Origin of the sequence: Pseudomonas mohnii (assembly GCF_900105115.1) — a bacterium.
Taxonomy (GTDB): Bacteria; Pseudomonadota; Gammaproteobacteria; order Pseudomonadales; family Pseudomonadaceae; genus Aquipseudomonas; species Aquipseudomonas mohnii.
Map to the genome: position 1 here is coordinate 4770282 of NZ_FNRV01000001.1, position 24772 is coordinate 4795053.

The 24772-nt window shown below is 58.4% G+C and carries 24 protein-coding genes; 20 read left to right on the plus strand and 4 right to left on the minus strand.

The genetic code is table 11. The annotated features are described in order from the left end of the window. Positions 1 to 77: 77 nt before the first annotated feature. The 7 genes from BLV61_RS22105 to ispD all read left to right on the plus strand — a co-directional run bounded on the left by BLV61_RS22105 (position 78) and on the right by ispD (position 7846). On the plus strand, positions 78 to 1025 hold the full coding sequence (locus BLV61_RS22105) for an acetyl-CoA carboxylase carboxyltransferase subunit alpha (protein WP_047526331.1): 948 nt from the start codon (positions 78 to 80) through the stop codon (positions 1023 to 1025). Between the two features lie 137 nt (positions 1026 to 1162). After that, entirely contained in the window at positions 1163 to 2491 is a 1329-nt protein-coding gene (tilS, locus tag BLV61_RS22110; RefSeq protein ID WP_090467450.1) for a tRNA lysidine(34) synthetase TilS, read from the plus strand. A gap of 274 nt (positions 2492 to 2765) precedes the next feature. Next, positions 2766 to 4397, plus strand: coding sequence for a CTP synthase (locus tag BLV61_RS22115; RefSeq protein ID WP_047526333.1), 1632 nt, complete (start codon positions 2766 to 2768; stop codon positions 4395 to 4397). 5 nt (positions 4398 to 4402) lie between these two features. Then, complete coding sequence (gene kdsA / locus BLV61_RS22120) at positions 4403 to 5248, plus strand: 3-deoxy-8-phosphooctulonate synthase (protein WP_084322286.1); 846 nt, start codon at positions 4403 to 4405, stop codon at positions 5246 to 5248. A gap of 156 nt (positions 5249 to 5404) precedes the next feature. Beyond that, positions 5405 to 6694 carry a phosphopyruvate hydratase gene (eno, locus tag BLV61_RS22125; protein ID WP_090316970.1) on the plus strand — a complete coding sequence of 430 codons (1290 nt, stop codon included), beginning with the start codon at positions 5405 to 5407 and terminating at the stop codon, positions 6692 to 6694. Positions 6695 to 6863: 169 nt separating this feature from the next. Then, complete coding sequence (gene ftsB, locus BLV61_RS22130) at positions 6864 to 7142, plus strand: cell division protein FtsB (protein WP_047526337.1); 279 nt, start codon at positions 6864 to 6866, stop codon at positions 7140 to 7142. After that, a complete protein-coding gene (ispD, locus tag BLV61_RS22135; protein ID WP_090467452.1) occupies positions 7139 to 7846 on the plus strand; it encodes a 2-C-methyl-D-erythritol 4-phosphate cytidylyltransferase in 708 nt (235 codons plus the stop codon). Before ftsB ends, ispD begins: the two co-directional genes overlap by 4 nt. A 7-nt stretch (positions 7847 to 7853) precedes the next feature. On the opposite strand, the gene BLV61_RS22140 is transcribed toward ispD, so the two are convergent. Then, positions 7854 to 8750 carry a LysR family transcriptional regulator gene (locus BLV61_RS22140; RefSeq protein ID WP_047526339.1) on the minus strand — a complete coding sequence of 299 codons (897 nt, stop codon included), beginning with the start codon at positions 8748 to 8750 and terminating at the stop codon, positions 7854 to 7856. Between the two features lie 107 nt (positions 8751 to 8857). On the opposite strand from BLV61_RS22140, the gene BLV61_RS22145 reads away from it, so the two are divergent. The 8 genes from BLV61_RS22145 to rpoS all read left to right on the plus strand — a co-directional run bounded on the left by BLV61_RS22145 (position 8858) and on the right by rpoS (position 16070). After that, a complete protein-coding gene (locus BLV61_RS22145; protein WP_015093777.1) occupies positions 8858 to 9970 on the plus strand; it encodes an S-(hydroxymethyl)glutathione dehydrogenase/class III alcohol dehydrogenase in 1113 nt (370 codons plus the stop codon). A gap of 85 nt (positions 9971 to 10055) precedes the next feature. Continuing rightward, entirely contained in the window at positions 10056 to 10907 is an 852-nt protein-coding gene (gene fghA / locus BLV61_RS22150; RefSeq protein WP_167361846.1) for an S-formylglutathione hydrolase, read from the plus strand. Between the two features lie 43 nt (positions 10908 to 10950). Next, positions 10951 to 11424, plus strand: coding sequence for a 2-C-methyl-D-erythritol 2,4-cyclodiphosphate synthase (gene ispF, locus BLV61_RS22155; protein WP_090316982.1), 474 nt, complete (start codon positions 10951 to 10953; stop codon positions 11422 to 11424). After that, on the plus strand, positions 11421 to 12479 hold the full coding sequence (gene truD, locus BLV61_RS22160; protein ID WP_090467456.1) for a tRNA pseudouridine(13) synthase TruD: 1059 nt from the start codon (positions 11421 to 11423) through the stop codon (positions 12477 to 12479). The genes ispF and truD overlap by 4 nt, the downstream gene beginning before the upstream one ends. Continuing rightward, on the plus strand, positions 12467 to 13216 hold the full coding sequence (surE, locus tag BLV61_RS22165; RefSeq protein WP_047526347.1) for a 5'/3'-nucleotidase SurE: 750 nt from the start codon (positions 12467 to 12469) through the stop codon (positions 13214 to 13216). Before truD ends, surE begins: the two co-directional genes overlap by 13 nt. A 41-nt stretch (positions 13217 to 13257) precedes the next feature. Continuing rightward, positions 13258 to 13893 carry a protein-L-isoaspartate(D-aspartate) O-methyltransferase gene (locus tag BLV61_RS22170; protein ID WP_177329343.1) on the plus strand — a complete coding sequence of 212 codons (636 nt, stop codon included), beginning with the start codon at positions 13258 to 13260 and terminating at the stop codon, positions 13891 to 13893. A gap of 211 nt (positions 13894 to 14104) precedes the next feature. Continuing rightward, positions 14105 to 14959 (plus strand): peptidoglycan DD-metalloendopeptidase family protein, encoded by an 855-nt coding sequence (locus tag BLV61_RS22175; protein WP_047526350.1) that lies wholly within the window; start codon positions 14105 to 14107, stop codon positions 14957 to 14959. Positions 14960 to 15062: 103 nt separating this feature from the next. After that, positions 15063 to 16070: an RNA polymerase sigma factor RpoS gene (gene rpoS / locus BLV61_RS22180; RefSeq protein WP_047526351.1), complete on the plus strand. Its 1008-nt coding sequence runs from the start codon at positions 15063 to 15065 to the stop codon at positions 16068 to 16070. Positions 16071 to 16551: 481 nt separating this feature from the next. Here the strand turns inward: rpoS and fdxA are convergent, their stop codons facing one another. Then, positions 16552 to 16875 (minus strand): ferredoxin FdxA, encoded by a 324-nt coding sequence (gene fdxA, locus BLV61_RS22185; RefSeq protein ID WP_007908827.1) that lies wholly within the window; start codon positions 16873 to 16875, stop codon positions 16552 to 16554. A 141-nt stretch (positions 16876 to 17016) separates the two neighbouring features. Beyond that, positions 17017 to 19584, minus strand: a complete 2568-nt coding sequence (gene mutS / locus BLV61_RS22190) for a DNA mismatch repair protein MutS (protein WP_177329344.1) — start codon at positions 19582 to 19584, stop codon at positions 17017 to 17019. A 210-nt stretch (positions 19585 to 19794) separates the two neighbouring features. On the opposite strand from mutS, the gene BLV61_RS22195 reads away from it, so the two are divergent. The 5 genes from BLV61_RS22195 (at position 19795) to recX (ending at position 23483) form a co-directional block, all read left to right on the plus strand. Continuing rightward, positions 19795 to 20529 (plus strand): LexA family transcriptional regulator, encoded by a 735-nt coding sequence (locus BLV61_RS22195; protein WP_090469951.1) that lies wholly within the window; start codon positions 19795 to 19797, stop codon positions 20527 to 20529. A gap of 282 nt (positions 20530 to 20811) precedes the next feature. Then, on the plus strand, positions 20812 to 21159 hold the full coding sequence (locus BLV61_RS22200) for a phage holin family protein (protein WP_090467458.1): 348 nt from the start codon (positions 20812 to 20814) through the stop codon (positions 21157 to 21159). Positions 21160 to 21369: 210 nt separating this feature from the next. Continuing rightward, positions 21370 to 21870, plus strand: a complete 501-nt coding sequence (locus BLV61_RS22205; protein WP_047538317.1) for a CinA family protein — start codon at positions 21370 to 21372, stop codon at positions 21868 to 21870. Positions 21871 to 21953: 83 nt separating this feature from the next. Continuing rightward, positions 21954 to 23006: a recombinase RecA gene (gene recA / locus BLV61_RS22210; RefSeq protein ID WP_047526357.1), complete on the plus strand. Its 1053-nt coding sequence runs from the start codon at positions 21954 to 21956 to the stop codon at positions 23004 to 23006. Positions 23007 to 23015: 9 nt separating this feature from the next. Further along, positions 23016 to 23483: a recombination regulator RecX gene (gene recX, locus BLV61_RS22215; protein ID WP_090467460.1), complete on the plus strand. Its 468-nt coding sequence runs from the start codon at positions 23016 to 23018 to the stop codon at positions 23481 to 23483. A gap of 43 nt (positions 23484 to 23526) precedes the next feature. Here recX and BLV61_RS22220 read toward each other — a convergent pair whose 3' ends face one another. Beyond that, complete coding sequence (locus BLV61_RS22220; protein ID WP_047526360.1) at positions 23527 to 24645, minus strand: LOG family protein; 1119 nt, start codon at positions 24643 to 24645, stop codon at positions 23527 to 23529. Positions 24646 to 24772: the final 127 nt, after the last annotated feature.

Sequence of the window (24772 nt, forward strand, 5' to 3'; positions counted from 1 at the left end):
CTGTCCCTTAAGGTAGGGCGCGAATATACAACCGGCCGGCCCAAGCTCTCTTGGACGTCGACCCAAGACGGACGCCTATGAACCCGAATTTTCTAGATTTCGAACAGCCGATCGCCGACCTGCAAGCCAAGATCGAAGAGTTGCGCTTGGTCGGTAATGACAATTCGCTGAATATCGGCGATGAGATCTCCCGCCTGCAGGACAAAAGCAGCACGCTGACCGAAGATATCTTCGGCAAGCTGACCAGCTGGCAGATCGCGCGTCTGGCGCGTCACCCGCGTCGCCCTTACACCCTGGACTACATCGAACACATCTTCACCGAGTTCGATGAGTTGCACGGTGACCGCCACTTCTCCGACGACGCCGCCATCGTAGGCGGTATCGCCCGCCTGGATGACCAGCCAGTGATGGTGATCGGTCACCAGAAAGGCCGCGAAGTGCGCGAAAAGGTTCGCCGCAACTTCGGCATGCCGCGTCCGGAAGGCTACCGCAAGGCCTGCCGCCTGATGGAAATGGCCGAACGTTTCAAGATGCCGATCCTGACCTTCATCGACACGCCGGGCGCTTACCCTGGCATCGACGCTGAAGAGCGCAACCAGAGCGAAGCCATTGCCTGGAACCTGCGGGTCATGGCTCGCCTGAAAACCCCAATCATCGCCACCGTGATCGGTGAAGGTGGTTCCGGTGGTGCTTTGGCGATCGGCGTTTGCGATCATTTGAACATGCTGCAGTACTCGACCTATGCGGTGATCTCTCCGGAAGGTTGCGCTTCGATTCTGTGGAAAACCGCCGAGAAAGCACCGGACGCCGCTGAAGCCATGGGTATCACCGCCGAGCGCCTGAAAGGCCTGGGCATCGTGGACAAAGTGATCAGCGAGCCTTTGGGCGGTGCGCACCGTGATCCAGCGGCGGCAGCTGCAAATATCCGTGCCGAGCTGAGCTCGCAACTGGGGATGCTGAAGAAGCTCGACCACAAGGCGCTGCTGGCCCGTCGTTACGAGCGTCTGATGAGCTACGGTCTCTGATCTGACCGCGCTGTTCGCTCTACCCTGTGGGGGCGAGCCAGCTCGCGATGGGGCTTAACATTCGACCAATCCGTCGCCTGTTATACCGCTATCGCGAGCAAGCTCGCTCCCACATTTGATTTGTGTGAATGAAGGATATGAGCCAGGCCAATAGTGATCTGCCAACCAGACTTCTCCTGAATCTCGCGCCCTGGCGCAACGCCAAAACCTGGCGCATCGCCTTCTCCGGGGGGCTTGACTCCACTGTCCTGCTGCACCTTCTCGCAACACTCGCGAAAACCGAATCCCTGCCGCCATTAAGTGCCATTCATGTTCATCATGGTCTTCAGGCTGTGGCTGAAGCCTGGCCGGACCATTGTCGGTCGTTGTGCGCGGCGCTGGGCGTACCGTTGCGGGTTGTCCGTGTGCAAGTGCAGCCCGGCGCCAGTCTTGAGCGTGCGGCCCGGGATGCCCGTTATGGCGCGTTCGTCGAGGTTACCGGGGTCAACGACGTTCTGTTGACCGGTCAGCATCGTGATGATCAGGCCGAAACCCTGCTTTTCCGTTTGTTGCGTGGGGCCGGGGTGCGAGGTCTGTCGGGAATGCCTCGCCAGCGTCGGCTGGGTAACGGCTATCTGTTGCGGCCCCTGCTGGAGGCGACTCGCGCCGATCTGGAAGCCTATGCGGCCAAGCATCAATTGAGCTGGATCGAGGATCCTTCCAACCAGGATCGACATTTCTCGCGCAATTACCTGCGTCATCAAGTGTTCCCCGCATTGACCGCGCGGTGGCCGCAGGCCGCCGCGACCATGGCCCGCAGCGCTGCGCATCTGAGCGAGGCGCAGGGATTGCTCGACGACCTGGCACAAATGGATCTGCTCGACGCCAGCACGGACAGTCCTTTCGAGTGGCTCAAGTTGCCATCGCTGGAGTTGGCAGCACTGCAGAAACTCTCCGCCGCGCGTCAACGCAATGCGCTTGGCCATTGGCTCGAGTCGCTGACAGGGCTACCGGACACCGACCATTGGTCGGGTTGGCAAGATTTACGCGATGCGGCGGGTGATGCCCGTCCGGTCTGGCGGTTGGCCGATGGCGAATTGCATCGGTCTGGCGGCCGCATCTGGTGGCTGACCGGCCACTGGTTGCGCGCTTGCCCCGCTGTCGGGGCATGGCTGGACCCAGCGTCTCCTCTGGCCTTGCCCGAAAATGGGGTGCTGAAAATCACCGGGGCAATCCCGGAGGGTCCGCTGCATATCCGCTATCGTGAAGGCGGAGAAGTGATGGATTTGCCAGGTCGAGGGCATCGCGATCTGAAGCGTTTGCTTAACGAATGCGCTGTACCGTTGTTCGTGCGCGGCAGATTGCCGCTGCTGTTCAAAGGTCAGCAATTGCTGGCGGTAGCGAACCTGCCGGGGCTCGATGGCGCTGCGGCGGGAAGCTGGAATTTACATTGGCAGCCGCCTGACGAGGATCAAGGTTTGAGATGAAAGGGGCTTTCCGGTAGACTACGCTCCCTTCTTGATACAACTTCTGTGGATTCGCCTGAATTGCAGGAGTTGCCGATTACCAAGCAGTCTTTGCTGGGCGATTCCAAAAAATGTGTAGCGAGCAACGTACCGGTGTTTCATCTTCCGGTCTGTCCCAACGCGGCGGTTTTTTTGAAAGGTGCACTGTGATTAATGCAGGTGATCGGGGGCTTCGGCCTTCCTTCGCTTTCCCCGGCGGCTCGGACCGCTTTAACGCAGACTTCTAGGGTTTTTCATGACGCGCTACATATTCGTCACGGGCGGTGTTGTTTCTTCATTGGGGAAAGGCATTGCATCGGCATCATTGGCGGCCATCCTGGAGGCGCGGGGACTTAAGGTCACCATGCTGAAGCTGGACCCGTACATCAACGTCGACCCGGGCACCATGAGCCCGTTCCAGCACGGTGAGGTGTTCGTCACCCACGACGGCGCCGAGACCGACCTGGACCTGGGCCATTACGAGCGGTTCATCCGCACGACCATGACCCAGAATAACAACTTCACCACTGGACGCGTTTACGAACACGTGCTGCGCAAAGAGCGCCGTGGTGACTACCTGGGGGCGACCATCCAGGTCATCCCGCACATCACCGACGAAATCAAGCGCCGCATCATCAAGGGCGCCGGCGATGCCGACGTGGCGATGGTCGAGATTGGCGGCACCGTGGGTGACATCGAATCCCAACCGTTCCTCGAAGCCATCCGCCAGTTGCGTTTCGAAGTCGGCGCCAAGCGCGCGATGCTGATGCACCTGACGCTGGTGCCGTACATCGCCACTGCCGGCGAAACCAAAACCAAGCCAACCCAGCACTCGGTCAAGGAGCTGCGCTCCATCGGCCTGCAACCTGACGTGCTGGTTTGCCGTTCCGATCATCCGATCGATCTGTCTTCCCGTCGCAAGATCGCGCAATTCACCAACGTTGAAGAGCGTGCGGTGATCGCGCTGGAAGACGCCGACACCATCTACAAGATCCCGGGCATTCTGCACTCCCAGGGTCTGGACGATTTCGTCGTCGAGCGTTTCGGCCTGCAATGCGGCGGCGCCGATCTGTCCGAGTGGGACGCCGTGGTTGACGCCAAGCTGAACCCGGAGCACGAAGTCACCATCGCGATGGTCGGCAAGTACATGGAGCTGCTGGACGCCTACAAGTCGCTGATCGAAGCGATGAGTCATGCCGGCATCAGCAACCGTACCAAGGTCAACCTGCGCTACATCGATTCCGAAGACATCGAAAACCAGGGCACCGCGCTGCTCGAAGGTGTCGACGCAATCCTGGTGCCTGGTGGTTTCGGCCTGCGTGGCGTGGAAGGCAAGATCACTGCCGTTCAATACGCTCGCGAAAACAAAGTGCCATACCTGGGTATCTGCCTGGGCATGCAGGTGGCCGTGATCGAGTTCGCTCGTAACGTCATGGGCTGGAAAGACGCCAACTCCACCGAATTCGATCGCGCCAGCGGTCACCCGGTCGTGGGCCTGATCACCGAGTGGGAAGATGCCACCGGTGCCGTCGAAATCCGTACCGAAGCGTCCGATCTGGGCGGCACCATGCGCCTCGGCGCGCAAGACTGCCTGCTGGAACCGGGTTCCCTGGTTCACGATTGCTACGGCAAGGACGTGATCGTCGAGCGTCACCGTCACCGCTATGAAGTGAACAACAACCTGCTGCCGCAAATCATCGAAGCCGGCCTGAAAATCTCCGGTCGTTCCGGTGATGGCGCGCTGGTCGAGGTGGTTGAAGCACCGGATCATCCGTGGTTCGTCGCCTGCCAGTTCCACCCTGAGTTCACCTCGACACCTCGCGACGGTCACCCGTTGTTCAGTGGTTTCGTCAAGGCCGCCTTGGCTCAACACCAGAAGAAGGCTTGAACCTTATGGCGCAGAAGATCATCCGTGTAGGTGATATCGAGATTGCCAACGACAAGCCAATGGTGCTGTTCGGTGGCATGAACGTGCTGGAAAGCCGCGACATGGCGATGCAGGTCTGCGAAGAATACGTGAAGGTTACCGAGAAACTCGGTATCCCTTACGTGTTCAAGGCCAGTTTCGACAAGGCTAACCGCTCCTCCGTGACCTCTTACCGAGGCCCCGGCCTGGAAGAGGGCATGCGGATTTTCCAGGACATCAAGCAAGCCTTCGGCGTGCCGATCATCACCGACGTTCATGAGCCGGAGCAGGCCGCGGTCGTTGCTGAAGTTTGCGACATCATTCAGCTGCCGGCCTTCCTGTCGCGCCAGACCGACCTGGTGGTCGCGATGGCCAAGACCGGTGCCGTGATCAACATCAAGAAAGCTCAATTCCTCGCGCCTCAGGAAATGAAACACATCCTGAACAAGTGCGTGGAGGCCGGTAATGATCAGTTGATCCTCTGCGAACGTGGTTCGAGTTTTGGCTACAACAACCTGGTCGTCGACATGCTCGGCTTCGGCATCATGAAGCAGTTCGAGTACCCGGTGTTCTTCGACGTGACCCATGCGCTGCAAATGCCGGGCGGTCGCTCCGATTCCGCCGGTGGTCGTCGTGCTCAGGTCCTCGACCTGGCGAAGGCCGGCATGAGTCAGTCCCTGGCTGGCCTGTTCCTGGAAGCCCACCCGGACCCGGACAACGCCAAGTGCGACGGCCCTTGCGCCCTGCGTCTGGATAAACTGGAGCCATTCCTGGCCCAGCTCAAGGCGCTGGACGAATTGGTGAAGAGTTTTCCGACGGTAGAAACCGCGTAATCCTCAATTCTCCGGTAAAGTACCGCACGATTTAACGCTCAGGCCCTCGGGTCTGAGCTTTATCGTCTGCAAGTCTGCCCGCTGCACATCGCTTGCCGACGATCAAAGATTTCCTACAGCTGCGTCGTTTTCGTCAACTTTGGAGTGTTTACAACAATGGCTAAAATCGTCGACATCAAAGGTCGTGAAGTTCTCGACTCCCGTGGCAATCCCACCGTGGAAGCGGATGTGCTTCTCGACAACGGCATCATCGGCAGCGCCTGCGCGCCGTCCGGTGCTTCCACTGGCTCGCGTGAAGCGCTCGAGCTGCGTGATGGCGACAAGAGCCGTTACCTGGGCAAGGGCGTACTCAAGGCCGTTGCCAACATCAACGGTCCGATCCGTGACCTGTTGAAAGGCACTGACCCAAGCGACCAGAAAGCGCTGGATCTGGCGATGATCAAGCTCGACGGTACTGAAAACAAGGCAACCCTGGGCGCCAACGCGATCCTCGCCGTTTCCCTGGCCGCCGCCAAGGCAGCTGCACAGGACCAGGATCTGCCGCTGTACGCTCACATCGCCAACCTGAACGGCACCCCGGGTGTCTACTCGATGCCGGTCCCGATGATGAACATCATCAACGGTGGCGAACACGCCGACAACAACGTCGACATCCAGGAATTCATGGTTCAGCCAGTTGGCGCCAAGACTTTCTCGGAAGGTCTGCGCATGGGCACCGAGATTTTCCATCACCTCAAAGCCGTGCTGAAAGCCCGTGGCCTGAGCACTGCGGTCGGTGACGAAGGTGGTTTCGCGCCTAACCTGGCTTCCAACGAAGACGCTTTGAAAGTGATCTCCGAAGCCGTGGCCAATGCCGGTTACAAGCTGGGCACCGACGTGACCCTGGCCCTGGACTGCGCGGCCAGCGAATTCTACGAAGACGGTAAATACAACCTGTCCGGCGAAGGCCAGGTCTTCACCGCTGAAGGTTTCGCTGATTACCTCAAGGGTCTGACCGAGCGTTACCCAATCATCTCCATCGAAGACGGCCTGGACGAGTCCGACTGGGCTGGCTGGAAAATCCTCACCGACAAGATCGGCGAGAAGACCCAACTGGTAGGTGACGATCTGTTCGTGACCAACACCAAGATCCTGAAAGAAGGCATCGACAAGAAGATCGCCAACTCGATCCTGATCAAGTTCAACCAGATCGGCACCCTGACCGAAACCCTGGAAGCCATCCAGATGGCCAAGGCCGCTGGTTACACCGCGGTGATCTCGCACCGTTCCGGCGAAACTGAAGATTCGACCATTGCCGACCTGGCTGTGGGCACCTCGGCTGGCCAGATCAAGACCGGCTCCCTGTGCCGTTCCGATCGCGTTTCCAAGTACAACCAACTGCTGCGTATCGAAGAGCAGTTGAACGGCAAAGCCAAGTACAACGGCCGCAGCGAATTCCGCGGCTAATCGCTACACAAAAAAAGACACCGGATTGTGTCGGAAAAATCGCTACGGCGACGTTTTTAGCACTAATCTGATGCCTTATTAGCACAAGCCTGGTTCATCCAGGCTTCGTGCTATCAGTAGCTTCATGTTTTGGTATGGCTGTCTTTTTTCACTGGATACCTGATATTCGATGCGCAGTCCCAATTGGTTGTTCCTCGTCTTGCTCCTGCTGCTGGCTGGCCTGCAGTACCGCCTGTGGGTGGGTAATGGCAGCCTGGCGCAAGTGGCCGAACTGACTCAGCAGATCGCGGATCAGCACGCTGAGAACGAGTCTTTGCTGGAGCGCAATCGGGTGATGGACGCTGAAGTCAGCGAGTTGAAAAAGGGCATGGAGACCGTTGAAGAGCGGGCTCGCCATGAGCTGGGCATGGTCAAGGACGGTGAAACCCTTTACCAGTTGGCACAATGAATTTGTCTCTACCGGCCTTCTGGGCCGTGATTCCTGCCGCGGGCGTCGGTGCCCGTATGGCTGCGGACCGTCCCAAGCAATACTTGCAATTGGGCGGGCGCACTATTCTCGAACACAGCCTCGGCTGTTTCCTTGATCACCCATCTCTTAAGGGATTGGTGGTCAGTCTTGCGGTTGACGATCCTTATTGGCCGAACCTGGCGTGTGCTTCCGATCGGCGCATTCAACGCGTTGATGGCGGTGCTGAACGTTCCGGATCGGTACTCAATGCGCTGTTGCATTTGCATGCGTTGGGTGCGGATGACGAGGATTGGGTGTTGGTGCACGATGCCGCACGGCCCAATCTGAGTCGCGATGATCTGGACAAGTTGCTGGGCGATCTGGCGGATGATCCGGTGGGTGGACTGCTGGCGGTGCCGGCACGGGATACCTTAAAGCGGGTCGACAAGCAGGGTCGTGTGGTTGAAACCGTGGATCGCAGCGTGATCTGGCAAGCCTATACGCCGCAAATGTTCCGTCTTGGCGCATTGCATCGCGCGCTGGCGGACAGCCTGGTGGCCGACGCCGTCATCACCGACGAAGCTTCGGCCATGGAGTGGGCGGGGATGGCGCCGCGCCTGATCGAAGGGCGCGCCGATAACCTCAAGGTCACGCGCCCCGAAGATCTGGAATGGTTGCGTCAGCGCTGGGCTAACCGAGGCTAGACGATCCCTAACCCCGGTATTCGGGTCTTTCCGCCAATCCTTCCTTCAGATAATCGACGAGTTTGCGCACCTTGGGCGACAGATGCCGTTGCTGTGGATAAAGCGCCCACACGGCCGTATTCGGCGGCTGATGCGCCTCCAATAGCGAAATCAGTGCACCGCTTTTCAGATGTTCCAGCACGTAATAATCCGGCAGCTGGCATAACCCTACGCCCTGAAGTGCCGCATCCAGCACCGCTTGCCCACTGTTGCAACGCCAGTTTCCCTGGACTCGTTGGGAAAATTCCCGCCCGTTCTGTTCGAGTTGCCAGAGATCGGAACTGCCGATCAGGCAATTGTGACGGCTCAACTCCGACAAACTGTGGGGCCGGCCATAACGTTCCAGGTAGGAAGGCGACGCACAAAGAAACATGCGCCGTGGCGCGAGGCGGGTGGCGACCAGTCGCGAGTCCTGCAGGCGACCCAGGCGGATGGCCAGGTCCAGGCCTTCATGCACCAGATCGAGTTGCCGGTTGCTCAGTTCGATGTCGATCCGCAGTTGCGGATAGAGCCCCATGAATCGCGTCACCAGCGGCACGATAAAGCGTTCGCCGTAGGCGACGGCGCAGGTCATGCGCAACATGCCCTTGGGTTCGCTGGTCAAGTCGCCGACCGCGCGCAACGCCTCCTCACGACCGTCCTGTAAACGCTGGCAATGCTGCAAAAAAGTTTGCCCGGCTTCGGTCAGTGCGACCCGGCGCGTACTGCGATAAAGCAATCGGGTTTGCAGGCGTTCTTCCAGGCGTACAATTTGTCGACTGATGTGGGAGGAAGAAACCCCCAGGCGTTCGGCGGCAGCGGTGAACTGACTGCATTCGGCGACCGCGACAAATTCGTCGATGCCTTCCCAGCGATTGTCGGACATCCCTGATTATCCCTGTATGACAATAATGTTTTGCTTTTGTCTGGATTATTCACCGTAAGGCGCTGTAATACACTCCCTGGCTCGTTTTTATTCACTGGAGAATCACCATGATCAAGTCGCGCGCTGCCGTTGCCTTCGAGGCCAAGAAACCTCTGGAGATCGTTGAAGTCGATGTCGCCATGCCCAAGGCCGGTGAAGTGCTGCTGCGTGTGGTGGCGTCCGGTGTTTGCCATACCGATGCCTACACCCTGTCCGGTGCCGACCCGGAAGGTATCTTTCCGTCGATCCTCGGTCATGAAGGTGGTGCGATTGTCGAAGCGATCGGCGAAGGCGTGACCTCCGTTGCCGTCGGTGACCATGTGATCCCGCTGTACACCCCGGAATGCCGTCAGTGCAAATTCTGTCTGTCGGGCAAAACCAATCTCTGCCAGGCGATTCGCGCGACCCAAGGCAAAGGCCTGATGCCGGATGGCACTTCGCGTTTTTCCTACAAGGGCGAAACGATTTTCCACTACATGGGCACTTCGACCTTCTCCGAGTACACCGTGCTGCCGGAAATCTCCGTCGCCAAAATTGCTAAAGAAGCACCACTGGAAAAAGTCTGCCTGCTGGGTTGCGGTGTCACCACCGGCATCGGCGCAGTCCTCAACACTGCCAAGGTGAAACCCGGTGATACCGTGGCCATTTTCGGCCTTGGCGGCATCGGCCTGTCGGCTGTCATCGGCGCAGTCAAAGCCAAGGCGGCTCGTATCATCGCCATCGACATCAACCCGGCCAAATTCGAGATCGCCAAACAGCTGGGTGCAACCGACTGCGTGAACCCGAAAGACTTCGACCGTCCGATCCAGGAGGTCATTGTCGACATGACCGATGGTGGCGTCGACTTCTCCTTTGAATGCATCGGCAATGTCCAATTGATGCGTGCCGCACTGGAGTGCTGCCACAAGGGGTGGGGCGAGTCGGTGATCATCGGCGTCGCCGGTGCCGGTCAGGAAATTTCCACCCGTCCGTTCCAACTGGTCACCGGTCGCGTCTGGCGCGGTTCGGCGTTTGGTGGCGTGCGCGGCCGTACCGAGTTGCCAAGCTACGTGGAAATGGCCGAAACCGGCGAAATTCCGCTGGATACGTTCATCACCCACACCATGGGTCTGGAAGATATCAACAAGGCGTTCGATCTGATGCATGAAGGAAAAAGCATCCGCTCCGTCATCCATTTCTAAGAAGCGGCAGCAAGCTGCAAGCCATAAGCTGCAAGAGAGCGCGCCTCGACTTGCAGCTACAAGCTTGCGGCTTGCTGCTGGGAGGATTCCCATGAGTTTGGAAAATATTTCCTGCCAGAAAAGCTTCGGCGGTTGGCACAAACGCTACCGGCATCGTTCCGAGGTGCTCGGCTGCGACATGGTGTTCGCCGTATACCTGCCGCCACAAGCGGAGCTGGGCGGCAAGCTGCCCGTGCTTTATTGGTTATCCGGCCTGACCTGCACCGACGAGAACTTCATGCAGAAGGCCGGCGCGATGCGCATGGCGGCCGAGCTGGGTTTGATCATCGTTGCACCGGACACCAGTCCCCGTGGTCCGGACGTACCGGGCGATCCGGACGGCGCCTGGGACTTCGGTCTCGGCGCCGGGTTTTATCTGAATGCCACGCAGGAACCGTGGTCGCGCCACTATCGGATGCATGACTATGTCGTGCAGGAATTGCCGGCTTTGGTCGAAGCCCATTTCCCGGCGTCCGACAAACGTGGCATTAGCGGTCACTCCATGGGTGGCCATGGCGCGTTGGTCTGTGCCTTGCGCAATCCTGGGCGCTATCTCTCGGTGTCAGCGTTTTCGCCGATCAACAATCCGATGGACTGCCCTTGGGGCCAGAAGGCTTTTTCTCGATACCTCGGGGAAGACCGTTCGAAATGGCGCGATTGGGATGCCTGTGCATTGATTGCCGAGGCCGACGAGAAGCTGCCGCTGCTTGTAGACCAAGGAGATCGCGATGATTTTCTGGCCACCCAGCTCAAGCCGGAAGCCTTGCAGCAGGCGACCAAACTGGCGGGTCATCCGCTGACCTTGCGTCTGCAACCCGGCTATGACCACAGCTATTTCTTCATCGCCAGTTTCATCGATGATCACTTGCGGCATCACGCGCATGCTCTAGGTGCCTAATGCAGGTAGAATCACGCCCTGACAAAATTCGGGGCGTTTTTTTATGCGTATTGGCCACGGCTATGATGTGCACCGTTTCGCTGAAGGCGATTTCATCACTCTGGGCGGCGTGCGTATTGCACATGGCTTCGGGCTGCTCGCTCACTCCGACGGTGACGTCCTGCTGCACGCCTTGAGCGATGCCTTGCTCGGCGCGGCTGCGCTGGGCGACATCGGCAAGCACTTCCCGGACACCGACCCGCAATTCAAGGGCGCCGACAGCCGTGGGCTGTTGCGTCATGTCGTCGCATTGATCCACGCCAAGGGCTGGAAAGTCGGCAACGTCGATAACACCATTGTCGCCCAAGCGCCAAAAATGGCCCCGCATATCGAATCGATGCGCGCACTGATTGCCGCGGATCTTCAAGTTGAGTTGGATCAAGTGAACGTTAAAGCTACCACTACCGAAAAGCTTGGCTTTGTCGGTCGCGAAGAAGGCATTGCGGTGCACTCCGTTGCCTTGTTGCTGCGCGCATGAACGAACTGCAATTGCTCGGCCCGCGGGCCTATGGTGAAGCCCTCGGCACTGCAGTCCTGAAAGCCATCGCGGAAGATTTTCAGGTCGACGAAGTCCTTGATATTCCGCTGAGCGGTGACGGTGAACACCTGTGGATCTGGGTGGAAAAACGCGGTCTGAACACTGAAGAAGCGGCGCGGCGAATCGCCAAGGCAGCCGGCGTTTCATTGCGCACTGTCAGTTATGCCGGGCTCAAGGATCGCCAGGCGCTGACCCGCCAGTGGTTCAGCGTTCAACTGCCGGGCAAGGCCGATCCGGATCTGTCGGCGGCAGAAAACGACACGCTGAAAATCCTCAAGACCAGTCGGCACAAGCGCAAGCTGCAACGCGGCGCCCACTCGGCCAATGGCTTTACTTTGCGCCTGACGCAGTTCGCCGGCGACAAGGCCGCCATTGAAGAGCGCCTGCAGTTGATCGCCCAACAAGGCATCCCCAACTATTTCGGGGCGCAGCGCTTCGGGCACGACGGCGGCAATGTGGTCGATGCCCGCGCCTGGGCTGCGCGCAAGGCGTTGCCGGAGCAGCGCAACGTTCGTTCGCGCCTGCTCTCCACAGCCCGTAGCTTTCTGTTCAACCAGGTGTTGGCAGCCCGTGTTGCCGATGGCACCTGGCAGCGCGCCCAAGTGGGTGACTTGCTGGCATTCACCGATAGCCGCAGCTTCTTTCCGGCCGGTGAGGCCGAGTGCAGCGACCCTCGTCTGGCGATTCTCGATCTGCATCCGACCGGCCCGCAGTGGGGTGAAGGTGACTCGCCGGCCACGGGCGCTGTCCATGAATTGGAGCAGGCAATCGCCGCACGCGAAGCCGACCTTCGCGATTGGTTGATTAACGCCGGAATGAGCCACGAACGTCGCATCCTGCGACTGCCCATAGCCGGGTTGACGTGGCATTATCCCGAGCCTGACATTCTGCAACTGGAATTCGTCCTGCCGGCCGGATGCTTCGCCACTGTATTGGTGCGCGAACTTGTTGATCTGGTGCCGGTGGGGCAGACGGACAGCCCATGCGTATTCTGATTTCTAACGACGATGGGGTAGCCGCACCCGGTCTCGCCGCGCTTTATGCTGCACTGGCGGATTACACCGAATGTGTGGTTATCGCCCCGGACCAGGACAAAAGCGGCGCCAGCAGCTCGCTGACGCTCGACCGTCCGTTGCACCCACAGACGCTGGCCAATGGCTTTATCAGCGTTAACGGCACACCGACCGATTGTGTGCACTTGGGCCTGAACGGCTTGCTGGAACGTGAAGCGGACATGGTGGTTTCCGGGATCAACCTGGGCGCCAATCTGGGGGACGATGTCCTGTATTCCGGAACCGTGGCGGCGGCGCTCGAAGGGCGTTTCCTGGCGCGTCCTTCATTCGCCTTTTCGTTGGTTTCACGACAAGTCGAGAACCTTCCTACGGCGGCGTACTTTGCGCGCAAACTGGTCGAAGCCCACGCTGAGCTCGATCTTCCTCCGCGTACGGTATTGAACGTGAATATTCCGAATTTGCCGCTGGATCACATACGCGGCATCCAGTTGACCCGTCTGGGCCATCGCGCTCGCGCGGCGGCACCGATGCAGGTGGTCGATCCGCGAGGCAAGGCCGGGTACTGGATCGCGGCTGCCGGAGATGCCGAGGACGGTGGCCCGGGCACTGATTTCCATGCGGTCATGCAGGGCTATGTGTCCATCACTCCGCTGCAACTGGATCGCACCTTCAATGACGCCTTTAGAAGTCTCGATGGCTGGCTGGAGGGGCTGCGCTGATGTCTCGTGAGCACGACGATATGCTGCGGCGCGGCATCGGGATGACGTCACAACGGACCCGTGAACGGCTTATCCAGCGTTTGTATGAGGAGGGGTTGTCGAACGCCAGGGTGCTGGAAGTCATCCGCCGTACACCGCGTCACCTGTTCGTCGACGAAGCGCTGGCGCACCGTGCTTATGAAGACACGGCGCTGCCGATTGGACATAACCAGACCATTTCCCAGCCTTATATGGTGGCGCGCATGAGCGAGCTGCTGCTGGAAGCAGGTCCGTTGGACAAGGTGCTGGAAATCGGCACGGGGTCGGGTTATCAGACGGCCGTTTTGTCGCAACTGGTCGAGCGAGTGTTTTCCGTCGAGCGCATCAAGGTGCTGCAGGACCGGGCCAAGGAGCGCCTGGTCGAATTGAACCTGCGCAATGTGGTGTTTCGCTGGGGCGATGGCTGGGAGGGCTGGCCGGCGCTGGCGCCCTACAACGGTATTATCGTGACCGCCGTGGCGACCGATGTGCCTCAGGCACTGCTCGATCAACTGGCGCCGGGAGGGCGTCTGGTGATCCCGGTCGGGTCGGGCGAGGTTCAACAATTGATGCTGATCATCAGGGAAGAACAGGGCTTTTCCAGACGTGTTCTGGGATCGGTTCGCTTCGTTCCGTTGCTCAACGGACCACTGGCCTGATCATTTGTTTCAGCGTTCTGAATTCTCTTCGATTGCCTTTGTCTTACAGCGGCGTCGATCGGTTAAACGGGTTGTTTTGTCTAGCAGCAAACGTGTGCGCGAAGCCATTTCGCTTCATTAAAGGTAAAGCGTGCACGGCCCGTTATACTTGCGACATTTCATGCCGGACCACGGCAAATCATATTTTCAGCCACCACAAAGGGAGCGGCGGGTGAGTCTCACAGTCATTGCGCAGCGTATGGGTACAACGAGCTTTCAGCGCCTGGTGACTGGCCTTGTCTTGAGCACCTTGCTGGTCGGTTGTTCCAGCAACAAATCCAGCGATGTACGCGTGGTCGATCGCAACAATGCCGTCGCCCAGCGTCCGGCGGTAACGACGGGGCAGTATGTCGTCCGCCCCAAGGACACGCTGTTTTCCATTGCCTTTCGTTACGGCTGGGACTACAAGGCCCTGGCGGCACGCAACAACATTGCTGAGCCCTATACGATCCATCCGGGTCAGACGATTCGCTTCGACGGGCGTAGTGATTCAACGTCGACGACGGTCAGTTCGTCGAATTCAACGCCTTCGTCCTCGAGTAAAACCACGGTTTTCCGTCGTCCGGTAAACGGTTCGACCAGCACTGCGACAGCGGTTGTACCGTCCGTCGCCAACAAGCCAGCACCCGCTCCGATGCCTCCGGCCGGTCCGGCCCCGACCGGCTGGGGATGGCCATCTAATGGCATTTTAATTGGAAAATTCTCTTCAAACGGTAGTTTGAATAAAGGAATTGATATCGCCGGGGATTTGGGACAGCCTGTTTTAGCTGCGTCTGATGGGACGGTGGTATACGCCGGGAGTGGCTTAAGGGGCTACGGCGAATTAGTGATCATCAAACACAGCGAAACCTACGTCAGTGCCTACGGACATAACCGCAGGCTGTTGGTTCGGGAGGGGCAGCAGGTCAAGGTCGGACAGACAATTGCCGAAATGGGGTCAACGGGTACGGACCGGGTGAAACTGCATTTTGAGATTCGCCGTCAAGGTAAACCTGTAGATCCGCTGCAATTCCTGCCACGTCGTTGATCGCTTACCAGCCTGTTCCATCGTAGAGGGGACAGGCTCCAGCGTTGCCAAGGATAAAGGCGCCGCTTGAGCTTGAGGTCGAACTCACCAAAGGACTATAACAATGGCTCTCAGTAAAGAAGTGCCGGAGTTTGACATCGACGATGAGGTTCTCCTGATGGAGACCGGCATCGGTGCGGATTCGATGTCGAATGATGAAGGGGCGGCTCCACCTTCCGTTCGTGCCAAATCCAAACACTCCACTTCGCTAAAGCAACACAAGTACATTGACTACACGCGGGCGCTCGATGCCACGCAGCTGTACCTCAATGAAATCGGTTTTTCCCCGCTGTTGTCCCCTGAAGAAGAAGTGCATTTTGCGCGCCTGTCGCAAAGTGGCGATCCGGCCGGGCGCAAGCGCATGATTGAAAGTAACTTGCGACTGGTGGTGAAAATCGCCCGACGTTACGTCAATCGTGGTCTGTCGCTGCTTGATCTGATCGAAGAGGGCAACCTGGGGTTGATCCGGGCGGTGGAGAAGTTTGATCCTGAACGTGGCTTCCGCTTCTCGACCTACGCGACCTGGTGGATTCGTCAAACCATCGAACGCGCGATCATGAATCAGACCCGGACCATCCGGTTGCCGATCCATGTGGTCAAAGAGCTCAACGTGTACCTGCGGGCCGCACGGGAGCTGACGCAAAAACTCGACCATGAACCCTCACCTGAAGAAATCGCCAATCTGCTGGAAAAACCGGTAGGCGAGGTCAAGCGCATGCTCGGCCTGAACGAGCGAGTTTCCTCAGTCGACGTCTCGCTGGGCCCGGATTCGGATAAAACCCTGCTGGATACCCTTACCGATGATCGCCCAACCGATCCATGCGAGTTGTTGCAGGATGACGACCTGTCCCAGAGCATTGATCAATGGCTTTCCGAGTTGACCGATAAGCAACGCGAAGTGGTAGTTCGTCGCTTCGGCCTGCGAGGTCATGAGAGCAGCACCCTTGAAGACGTAGGCCTGGAAATTGGCCTCACCCGGGAACGGGTCAGACAAATTCAGGTTGAAGGCCTGAAGCGTCTTCGGGAGATCCTGGAGAAAAATGGCTTGTCTAGCGAGTCGCTGTTTCAGTAACAGCCTTGTGTAGCAGCTAACAAAAAGCCCCGACTGGTTCGGGGCTTTTTGTTGCCATGGAAAAACAATCTAAGCGCAGGGTGCTCATCTGGTTCGTAGTCTCGCGTTGTAAGTCTTCGCTTACTCTTTCGTAAGTGTTCGTTATTTTTACAGGGTGATAGTTGCTCAGAATTTCAGGCGAGAATTTTATCTAACTGAAAAATAAGTAAATTTTTATACATTTACGGCGTGTGACAAGCGGTTGGGGAGCCAGGCCCCGATTGCTCTTGCCACGGAACGCTCTAGTATTCGGGTTGTGTCGACGGACAGACACACCCTTCAAGGACGAAGGGAAGGGACATCGCAGGAAGCGATTCATCAGGACGATGAAAAGGAACACAGGGAATAGGGAAAAAAATGCGGGCGGGTCAAACCGCCCCTTTTTTTGCCCATGAAAAAGCAAAAAGGCCCGCAAGGGGCCTTTTCGTGAGCGCGGGTAAAATCAGCGTTCGAGATCTTTGATCTTGCCTTTGACACCATCCCACTCTTCGGCATCGGGCAACGATTCTTTCTTTTCGGTGATGTTGGGCCAGATTTCAGCCAGCTCAACGTTGAGCTGAATGAACTCCTGCATCTCCTCCGGGACTTCATCTTCGGAGAAGATGGCCACGGCAGGGCATTCTGGTTCGCACAGTGCGCAGTCGATGCACTCATCCGGGTGAATCACCAGGAAATTCGGGCCTTCGTAAAAGCAGTCCACCGGACACACTTCTACGCAGTCGGTGTACTTGCACTTGATGCAGTTGTCGGTGACGACGAAGGTCATTTCTAATTTTCTCCTCAGGCGCGGCTTGCTGCGCCCCTTCACGTGGGGGTCGCAAGGTTCGGGAGCGATAGTCTGCAGGCCAGGCTATAGCCAGCAGCATCCCAAACCGCGCGAGATTCTAACAGCTTGCAAGCCTATGCGTTAGATCCGTGTCTTCAGTGTATAGAGCATTTCGAGTGCACGACGTGGTGTCATGTCGTCCAGGTCGAGTTTGGCCAGTTCATCCAGCACGGGATGTGGCAGGCTGGCGAACATATCGCTTTGCTGTGGCGCGGCCGGTTTGCCTTTGACTGGCTTGGGCGCCTCGTGAGGCAGGGCGGTATCTTCCAGTCGGCTTAAATGCTCGCGGGCACGCACAATCACTTCGCTTGGGACGCCGGCCAGCTGCGCAACAGCCAGGCCGTAGCTTTGGCTGGCAGGCCCTGGCAGAACGTGGTGCAGGAACACGATGCGCTCGTTGTGCTCGGTGGCATTGAGGTGCACGTTGGCCACCAGCGGTTGGGCTTCCGGCAGGACCGTCAACTCAAAGTAGTGAGTGGCGAACAGCGTGTAAGCCCGCAAATGCGCCAGGCGCTCCGCTGCCGCCCACGCCAGGGACAGACCGTCGAATGTACTGGTGCCGCGTCCGACTTCGTCCATCAGCACCAGGCTGCGCTCGGTGGCGTTGTGCAGGATGTTGGCGGTTTCGCTCATTTCGACCATGAAGGTCGAGCGCCCGCCGGCCAGGTCATCACTGGAACCGATCCGGGTGAAGATCCGGTCGACCAGGGACAGCTCGCAACTGGCCGCCGGTACGAAGCTGCCGATGTGTGCCAACAGCACGATCAGCGCGGTTTGCCGCATGTAGGTGGATTTACCGCCCATGTTCGGACCGGTAATCACCAGCATCCGCGTGCTGTCGTCCAGGTTCAGGTCGTTGGCGACGAACGGGGTGGTCAGGACTTGTTCGACTACCGGGTGACGGCCCTGCGTGATGCGCATGCACGGCTCGCTGACGAAGCGTGGGCAGTTCAGGTCGAGGTTCAGCGCGCGCTCGGCCAGGTTGCTCAGAACGTCTAGCTCGGCTAGCGCCGCAGCGGTGTCCTGCAGCGGTGGCAACTGTGCGATCAAATCTTCCAGTAGCGCTTCGTAGAGCATTTTTTCCCGGGCAAGGGCACGGCTCTTGGCCGACAGCGCCTTGTCTTCGAAGGCCTTCAGTTCTGGTGTGATGAAGCGTTCGGCGCCTTTGAGTGTCTGGCGGCGGATGTAGTCAGCCGGTGCTGATTCGGCCTGCTTGCTTGGCAGTTCGATGAAGTAACCGTGAATGCGGTTGTAGCCAACCTTCAGGTGCGAGAGGCCGGTGCGGGCTTTTTCTCGGGCTTCGAGGTCAATCAGGAACTGCCCGGCGTTTTCGCTGAGCGATTGCAGTTCGTCGAGTTCACTGTCGTAACCGGTCTTCAACACGCCGCCGTCACGGATCACCGCGGGTGGATTGTCGATGATGGCTTTATCCAGCAGCGCCGCCAGTTCGGGGTAGGTGCTGGTGGTCCTGGCCAGTTGAATAATGTGCGGGGCTTCGAGCTCAGTCATCGCCACTTGCAGTGCCGGCAGTGCACCGAGGGCGTCACGCAGGCGTGCGAGATCGCGGGGGCGAGCATTGCGCAGGCCGATTCGCGCGAGAATTCGTTCGATGTCACCGATTTCCTTGAGCTGCGGTTGCAGTTTCTCGAATCGGTAGCCATCGAGCAGGCAGGTGATCGATGTCTGGCGAGCCAGCAATACGGTCAGATCGCGCAGAGGACGGTTCAGCCAGCGGGTCAGCAGGCGGCTGCCCATGGCCGTCTGGCAACGGTCGACCACCGACTGCAGGGTGTTGTCACGGCCGCCGGCCAGGTTGGTATCCAACTCCAGGTTGCGGCGGCTCGCGCCGTCGAGTACGACAGTGTCGTCCAGGCGTTCATGACGCAAGCTGCGCAAGTGAGGCAATGCGGTGCGTTGGGTTTCTTTCGCGTAAGCCAGCAGGCAACCGGCGGCGCCGATGGCCAGGGTCAGGTTTTCACAACCGAAACCTTTCAGGTCTTGGGTAGCGAATTGCTGGCAAAGACTTTTCAGTGCCGAATCGCGCTCGAAATCCCACGGCGCACGGCGACGCACCCCACGGCGTTTTTCCGCCGGCAGGTCTTTCGGCCAGTCATCCGGGATCAAAAGCTCCACCGGATTGACCCGCTCGAGTTCCGCCAACAGGTTTTCCCAACCCTTGATTTCCAGCACGCTGAAGTTGCCGCTGGTGATGTCCAGCACCGCCAAGCCGAACAGACGCTCGTCACCCAATACCGCGGCGATCAGGTTATCCCGACGCTCGTCCAGCAACGCCTCATCGCTCACTGTCCCCGGCGTGATGATCCGCACCACTTGGCGATCCACCGGCCCTTTGCTGGTCGCCGGGTCGCCAACCTGTTCACAGATCACCACCGACTCGCCAAGCTTCACCAGTTTCGCCAAATAGCCTTCGGCCGCGTGGTAAGGGATACCGCACATCGGAATCGCTTGGCCGGCCGACTGCCCACGGGCAGTGAGTGTGATGTCCAGCAACTTGGCGGCCTTCTTCGCGTCTTCGTAGAAGATCTCGTAGAAGTCGCCCATGCGGTAGAACATCAACTGATCAGGGTGCTGGTTCTTCAGGCGCCAGTACTGCTGCATCATCGGCGTGTGGGAGGACAGGTCGGACAGGGCTTTATTCATCGGGAATCGGAAAACTCATTGAAAGGTGTGGGGCAAAGGTGGGCATCGGCCCGGCTTTTCCGCAATGGGCGCAAGATTAACATGGGCGGTCCGCCGGACGCAGGCACGAACGCCACACGGCTTGCTTCTGCTGATCTATGCATGAGGCATGCAAATCAGCATTTGTTTTCCATGCAAAGAACAAGCACTATGCACAGTATGCAAAAACGCAACGTTTCTACCGTCTTAAGAGCACTGCTCGACCAGCACGGAATCTCCCCCACGGAGCTTCACCGTCGCACTGGCGTGCCCCAATCCACGCTCTCGCGGATTCTCAGCGGGAAGATCGTCGACCCATCGGATAAACACATCTCGAAGATCGCCGAGTACTTCGCCGTGAGCACCGATCAGTTGCGTGGTCGCGTGGACATCACGCCGACAGCCAATGCCGGGCGCGGTCGATCGCATGCTGAACTCAAGGATATAAGTCTGTGGGACGACGATACCCCTGTCGATGACGACGAGGTGTCGGTCCCCTTTCTTCGCGAGGTTGAATTGGCGGCGGGATCGGGAAGATTCGTCATCGAAGAGAGCGAACGCGCCAGCCTGCGCTTTGGCAAGCGCAGCTTGCGCCATAACGGTGTGCAGTTCGACCAGGCCAAATGCGTAACCGTGCGTGGTAACAGCATGCTGCCGGTACTGCGCGACGGTGCCACGGTTGGGGTTAACGCCGGCAAATGCGGGATTGGCGACATCGTTGATGGCGACCTCTACGCCATCAACCACAACGGTCAACTGCGGGTGAAACAGCTTTATCGCCTGCCTACCGGAATTCGCCTGCGCAGTTTCAATCGCGATGAACACCCGGACGAGGACTACAGCTTCCAGGAAATGCAGGAAGAGCAAATCGTCATCCTCGGTCACGTCTTCTGGTGGGGCATGTACGCCCGATAACCTCCCGTCACTGTCAGATAAAACCCGCCATCAGGCGGGTTTTTTTCACCTGCGCCAAAAGCGCGAACGCCCTTGTTTGCATGAGTGAGAATGCGTTTGTGCATTTTGTGTGCGGTTGGAATGCACTTTAACATTGACAAAATATGCACCTATGCATAAATTCGATCTCAACCCGGTCTGTTAATCGGTTCCAACGAAGGTTTCTGCCTGCGTGATGTAAGACTCAGCAACGGACATGGTTAAGCGCACTTACACCCCATCGATTACTCCAGGAGGCATGACATGACCATTGAGCCGCCAGCGTTGCTGGACATTCCGATCTGGCTGGTCGTCGTCCTTGCGTTGGTGGGTGGGCTGTCCGGTGAGATGTGGCGCGCCGACAAGGATGGCGCCCGTGGTTGGGCGTTGCTTCGGCGGCTGGCCCTGCGCTCCGGGGCCTGCATGGTCGGCGGGGTATCGGCAATCATGCTGTTGTATGCCGCCGGCCTGTCGATCTGGGTCGCCGGCGCCTTCGGTGGCCTCACTGCGATGGCCGGGGCGGACGTGGCGATCGGTCTTTATGAACGGTGGGCGGCCAAGCGGATCGGCGTTTGTAAAATGCCACCCCGAGACTCTCGGCCCGACCAATAATGAATCCCGTCGATAAATAAACAGGAAGTGCTTTGTCAGTCGCCGATGTGATCGTGACGTCCATGCCAGCGACCGCGGACGGATTGCCTTGCAGACGTGTCAGGCTTATATCAGAGCGCCCGCGCGCTAACATTTTGATCGATCCTGTAACTTGCAAGCGTGATCCGCTCGTGTACGGTAGGCCTCATTCCGCCTGATCAGGAGATGACTGTGAAAGAAATCACACAGCTGGCCGCCGAGCTCGGTAGACGCTTGCAGGTTCTCAACGCCCATGTCACCGCAGCAGAGTCCTGTACGGGCGGCGGAATTTCCGAGGCGATAACCCGGATTCCGGGCAGTTCGGCATGGTTCGAGGCGGGTTACGTCACTTACTCCAACCGTCAGAAGACCCAGCAGTTGAATGTCCCTGCCGAGTTGTTTTCAACGGTGGGGGCGGTCAGTCGAGAGGTCGTCGAAGCCATGGTCCGCGGCGCGCAGGAAAGAAGCCATGCGCGTTTTGCCGTAGCAGTCAGCGGCGTCGCCGGCCCGGACGGCGGTTCGCCAAGTAAGCCGGTCGGCACCGTATGGCTGGCCTGGGGCGTCGGCGAGCAGGTGTTCAGTGAGTTACAGCACTTCCCGGGTAATCGCGACGAAGTTCGCCGACAAACGGTGAAGGCCGCGCTAGAGGGGCTGCTGCGACATGCCGCCGGAGAAATCTCAAATCAGGGGTAGGCGATCCTCGAACGCTGTGGAATAATACTGTCTACTTATACAGGTGTTGGCCGTCAGGCCTTATTGATTACGTGAGGACTTTAATGGACGACAACAAGAAGAAAGCCTTGGCTGCGGCCCTGGGTCAGATCGAACGTCAATTCGGCAAGGGTGCCGTAATGCGTATGGGCGATCAGGACCGTCAGGCGATCCCATCCATTTCCACTGGCTCTCTGGGTCTGGACATCGCACTGGGCATTGGCGGTCTGCCAAAAGGCCGTATTGTTGAAATCTACGGTCCTGAATCTTCCGGTAAAACCACTCTGACCTTGTCCGTCATCGCCCAGGCTCAAAAAGCCGGCGCGACTTGTGCATTCGTCGATGCTGAACACGCTCTCGATCCTGAATACGCCGGCAAGCTGGGTGTCAACGTTGACGACCTGCTGGTTTCCCAGCCGGACACCGGCGAGCAAGCCCTGGAAATCACCGACATGCTGGTGCGTTCCAACGCGGTTGACGTAATCATCGTCGACTCCGTGGCGGCGCTGGTGCCAAAGGCTGAAATCGAAGGCGAAATGGGCGACATGCACGTTGGCCTGCAAGCCCGTCTGATGTCCCAGGCGCTGCGTAAGATCACCGGTAACATCAAGAACGCCAACTGCCTGGTGATCTTCATTAACCAGATCCGTATGAAAATCGGCGTGATGTTCGGCAGCCCGGAAACCACCACCGGTGGTAACGCGCTGAAGTTCTACGCTTCGGTTCGTCTGGATATCCGTCGTACTGGCGCGGTGAAAGAAGGTGATGAAGTCGTCGGTAGCGAGACCCGCGTCAAGGTTGTGAAGAACAAGGTGGCTTCGCCGTTCCGTCAGGCCGAGTTCCAGATTCTTTATGGCAAAGGTATCTACCTCAATGGCGAGATGATCGACTTGGGTGTTCTGCACGGTTTCGTTGAAAAATCCGGTGCCTGGTATGCCTACAACGGCACCAAGATCGGTCAGGGCAAAGCCAACTCGGCCAAGTTCCTGGCGGATAACCCGGAAATTGCAGCGACCCTTGAAAAACAACTGCGCGACAAACTGCTGACGCCAGCGCCGGACGTCAAAGCTTCGCCAGTCAAAGAGACTGAAGATGACCTGGCTGACGCTGACATCTGATAAGAACCGATGACTGCCGTACTCGATACCCTCGTCGCGGTGCGGCGAACTGCCATGGACCTGCTCGCACGTCGTGAGCACGGTCGGGTCGAGCTGACGCGTAAGCTGCGTCAGCGCGGCGCTCTCCCCGAAATGATCGAGACAGCCCTCGACCGATTGACGGAAGAGGGTTTGTTGTCCGAATCCCGATACCTTGAAAGCTTCGTTGCCTATCGTGCCCGTTCCGGTTATGGCCCTCTGCGTATTCGTGAAGAGTTAAACCAGCGGGGCCTGCAGCGCAGTGACATTGAACTCGCCTTGCGCGAAAGCGGGATAGACTGGCAGGAGCGGTTGGCTGACACCTGGCAGCGCAAGTTCTCCGGGCATCTACCGATCGACAACCGGGAACGTGCCAAACAAGGCAGGTTCCTGGCGTATCGGGGCTTCTCCATGGAAATGATCGGCCGCTTGTTCAGTGGTCGAGGGATGGACGATTAACTGAAACGGCTCGCTATTTCGATAGCGGGCCGTTTTTTATGCCTCACGTAACCTTTGATGGCTCACGAGTGTGCTGTTGCGCCTGAGGTTGGGGCTGCGCCCAGTTTTCCGGCAGATTGATGTAGTCCACCAGTTCTCGCAGCCGGCCATGATCACGGGCGTTGAAATTGAAGGCCAATCGCGCCAAGTGGCTGAACTGCGCTTCGTCGTGTTCTTCGCCGCCGTAGACATGTTGATGGAAGTGGTCGCTGAGGCACAGGTCGGCAAATGCCACCTGCATGTGTTCGAGCGCCGGGTCACTGAGTGTGTGATTCATGCGAATCAGAAATTGACGCTTGAGCCAGCGGCTGGAGTGGAAGTTGCTGTAGAACTGGTTGATGTGCTCCACCGCTTCATCGACGCAGTAGACCAATTTCACCAGTTTCATGTCGGTGGGCAGGATGTAGCGGTTCTCCGCCAATTGCTGATGAATGAAGTCCAACGCGACCTGCCAGAATTTGCCGCCCGGGGCATCCAGCAACACGACCGGTACCAATGGCGTTTTTCCGGTCTGGATCAGTGTCAGTACTTCCAGTGCTTCATCCAGCGTGCCGAAGCCACCGGGGCATAGCACCAGCGCATCGGCTTCCTTGACAAAGAACAGTTTGCGCGTGAAGAAAAAGTGGAAGGGCAGCAGATTGGTGGTGCCGCTGACTGTCGGGTTGGCGTGTTGTTCGAAGGGCAGGGTGATGTTGAAGCCCAGGCTGTGCGTGAGGCCGGCCCCTTCATGGGCCGCGGCCATGATACCGCCACCGGCGCCAGTGATAACCATCAGGTCTGAGCGGGCCAGAGCGGCGCCGAGTTCACGGGCCATTCCGTACAGCGGATGTTCAACGGGGGTGCGGGCCGAACCGAAAACCGTGACTTTACGCCGTCCCTTGAACTGCTCCAGTACGCGGAAGGCCTGCTCCAGTTCGCGCAAGGTTTGAAGGGTGATCTTGGCATTCCAGCGGTTGTGGTCTTCTTGGGCCATGCGCAGCACGGTCAGGATCATGTCACGATAGATCGGGATGTTCGGGCTGTTGGGTGAAACCAGGTTGAGTTGTTCTTCGACCTTGCTGATGAGGTCGTGGCCGCTTTCTTCAAAATGACGGCTCAAGAGGTCATTCGGTTGGTAAGGCATTCAACTTCTCCTTCTGCACAGAGCCCTCGACATCGACAACGCATTCGTCAATGCCACGACACCTCGTGTGTCGCCGTCTGCCCAGACCCATGCCTGGGCGACCCACTTGACCCGATGGTTGGCGGAT

Bases quoted from the DNA above. Each gene is read 5' to 3' on its own strand.
- BLV61_RS22105 (WP_047526331.1), top strand. From the start codon at position 78: ATGAACCCGAATTTTCTAGATTTCGAACAGCCGATCGCCGACCTGCAA.
- tilS (WP_090467450.1), top strand. From the start codon at position 1,163: ATGAGCCAGGCCAATAGTGATCTGCCAACCAGACTTCTCCTGAATCTC.
- BLV61_RS22115 (WP_047526333.1), top strand. From the start codon at position 2,766: ATGACGCGCTACATATTCGTCACGGGCGGTGTTGTTTCTTCATTGGGG.
- kdsA (WP_084322286.1), top strand. From the start codon at position 4,403: ATGGCGCAGAAGATCATCCGTGTAGGTGATATCGAGATTGCCAACGAC.
- eno (WP_090316970.1), top strand. From the start codon at position 5,405: ATGGCTAAAATCGTCGACATCAAAGGTCGTGAAGTTCTCGACTCCCGT.
- ftsB (WP_047526337.1), top strand. From the start codon at position 6,864: ATGCGCAGTCCCAATTGGTTGTTCCTCGTCTTGCTCCTGCTGCTGGCT.
- ispD (WP_090467452.1), top strand. From the start codon at position 7,139: ATGAATTTGTCTCTACCGGCCTTCTGGGCCGTGATTCCTGCCGCGGGC.
- BLV61_RS22140 (WP_047526339.1), bottom strand. From the start codon at position 8,750: ATGTCCGACAATCGCTGGGAAGGCATCGACGAATTTGTCGCGGTCGCC.
- BLV61_RS22145 (WP_015093777.1), top strand. From the start codon at position 8,858: ATGATCAAGTCGCGCGCTGCCGTTGCCTTCGAGGCCAAGAAACCTCTG.
- ispF (WP_090316982.1), top strand. From the start codon at position 10,951: ATGCGTATTGGCCACGGCTATGATGTGCACCGTTTCGCTGAAGGCGAT.
- truD (WP_090467456.1), top strand. From the start codon at position 11,421: ATGAACGAACTGCAATTGCTCGGCCCGCGGGCCTATGGTGAAGCCCTC.
- surE (WP_047526347.1), top strand. From the start codon at position 12,467: ATGCGTATTCTGATTTCTAACGACGATGGGGTAGCCGCACCCGGTCTC.
- BLV61_RS22170 (WP_177329343.1), top strand. From the start codon at position 13,258: ATGACGTCACAACGGACCCGTGAACGGCTTATCCAGCGTTTGTATGAG.
- rpoS (WP_047526351.1), top strand. From the start codon at position 15,063: ATGGCTCTCAGTAAAGAAGTGCCGGAGTTTGACATCGACGATGAGGTT.
- fdxA (WP_007908827.1), bottom strand. From the start codon at position 16,875: ATGACCTTCGTCGTCACCGACAACTGCATCAAGTGCAAGTACACCGAC.
- BLV61_RS22195 (WP_090469951.1), top strand. From the start codon at position 19,795: ATGCAAAAACGCAACGTTTCTACCGTCTTAAGAGCACTGCTCGACCAG.
- BLV61_RS22200 (WP_090467458.1), top strand. From the start codon at position 20,812: ATGACCATTGAGCCGCCAGCGTTGCTGGACATTCCGATCTGGCTGGTC.
- recA (WP_047526357.1), top strand. From the start codon at position 21,954: ATGGACGACAACAAGAAGAAAGCCTTGGCTGCGGCCCTGGGTCAGATC.
- recX (WP_090467460.1), top strand. From the start codon at position 23,016: ATGACTGCCGTACTCGATACCCTCGTCGCGGTGCGGCGAACTGCCATG.
- BLV61_RS22220 (WP_047526360.1), bottom strand. From the start codon at position 24,645: ATGCCTTACCAACCGAATGACCTCTTGAGCCGTCATTTTGAAGAAAGC.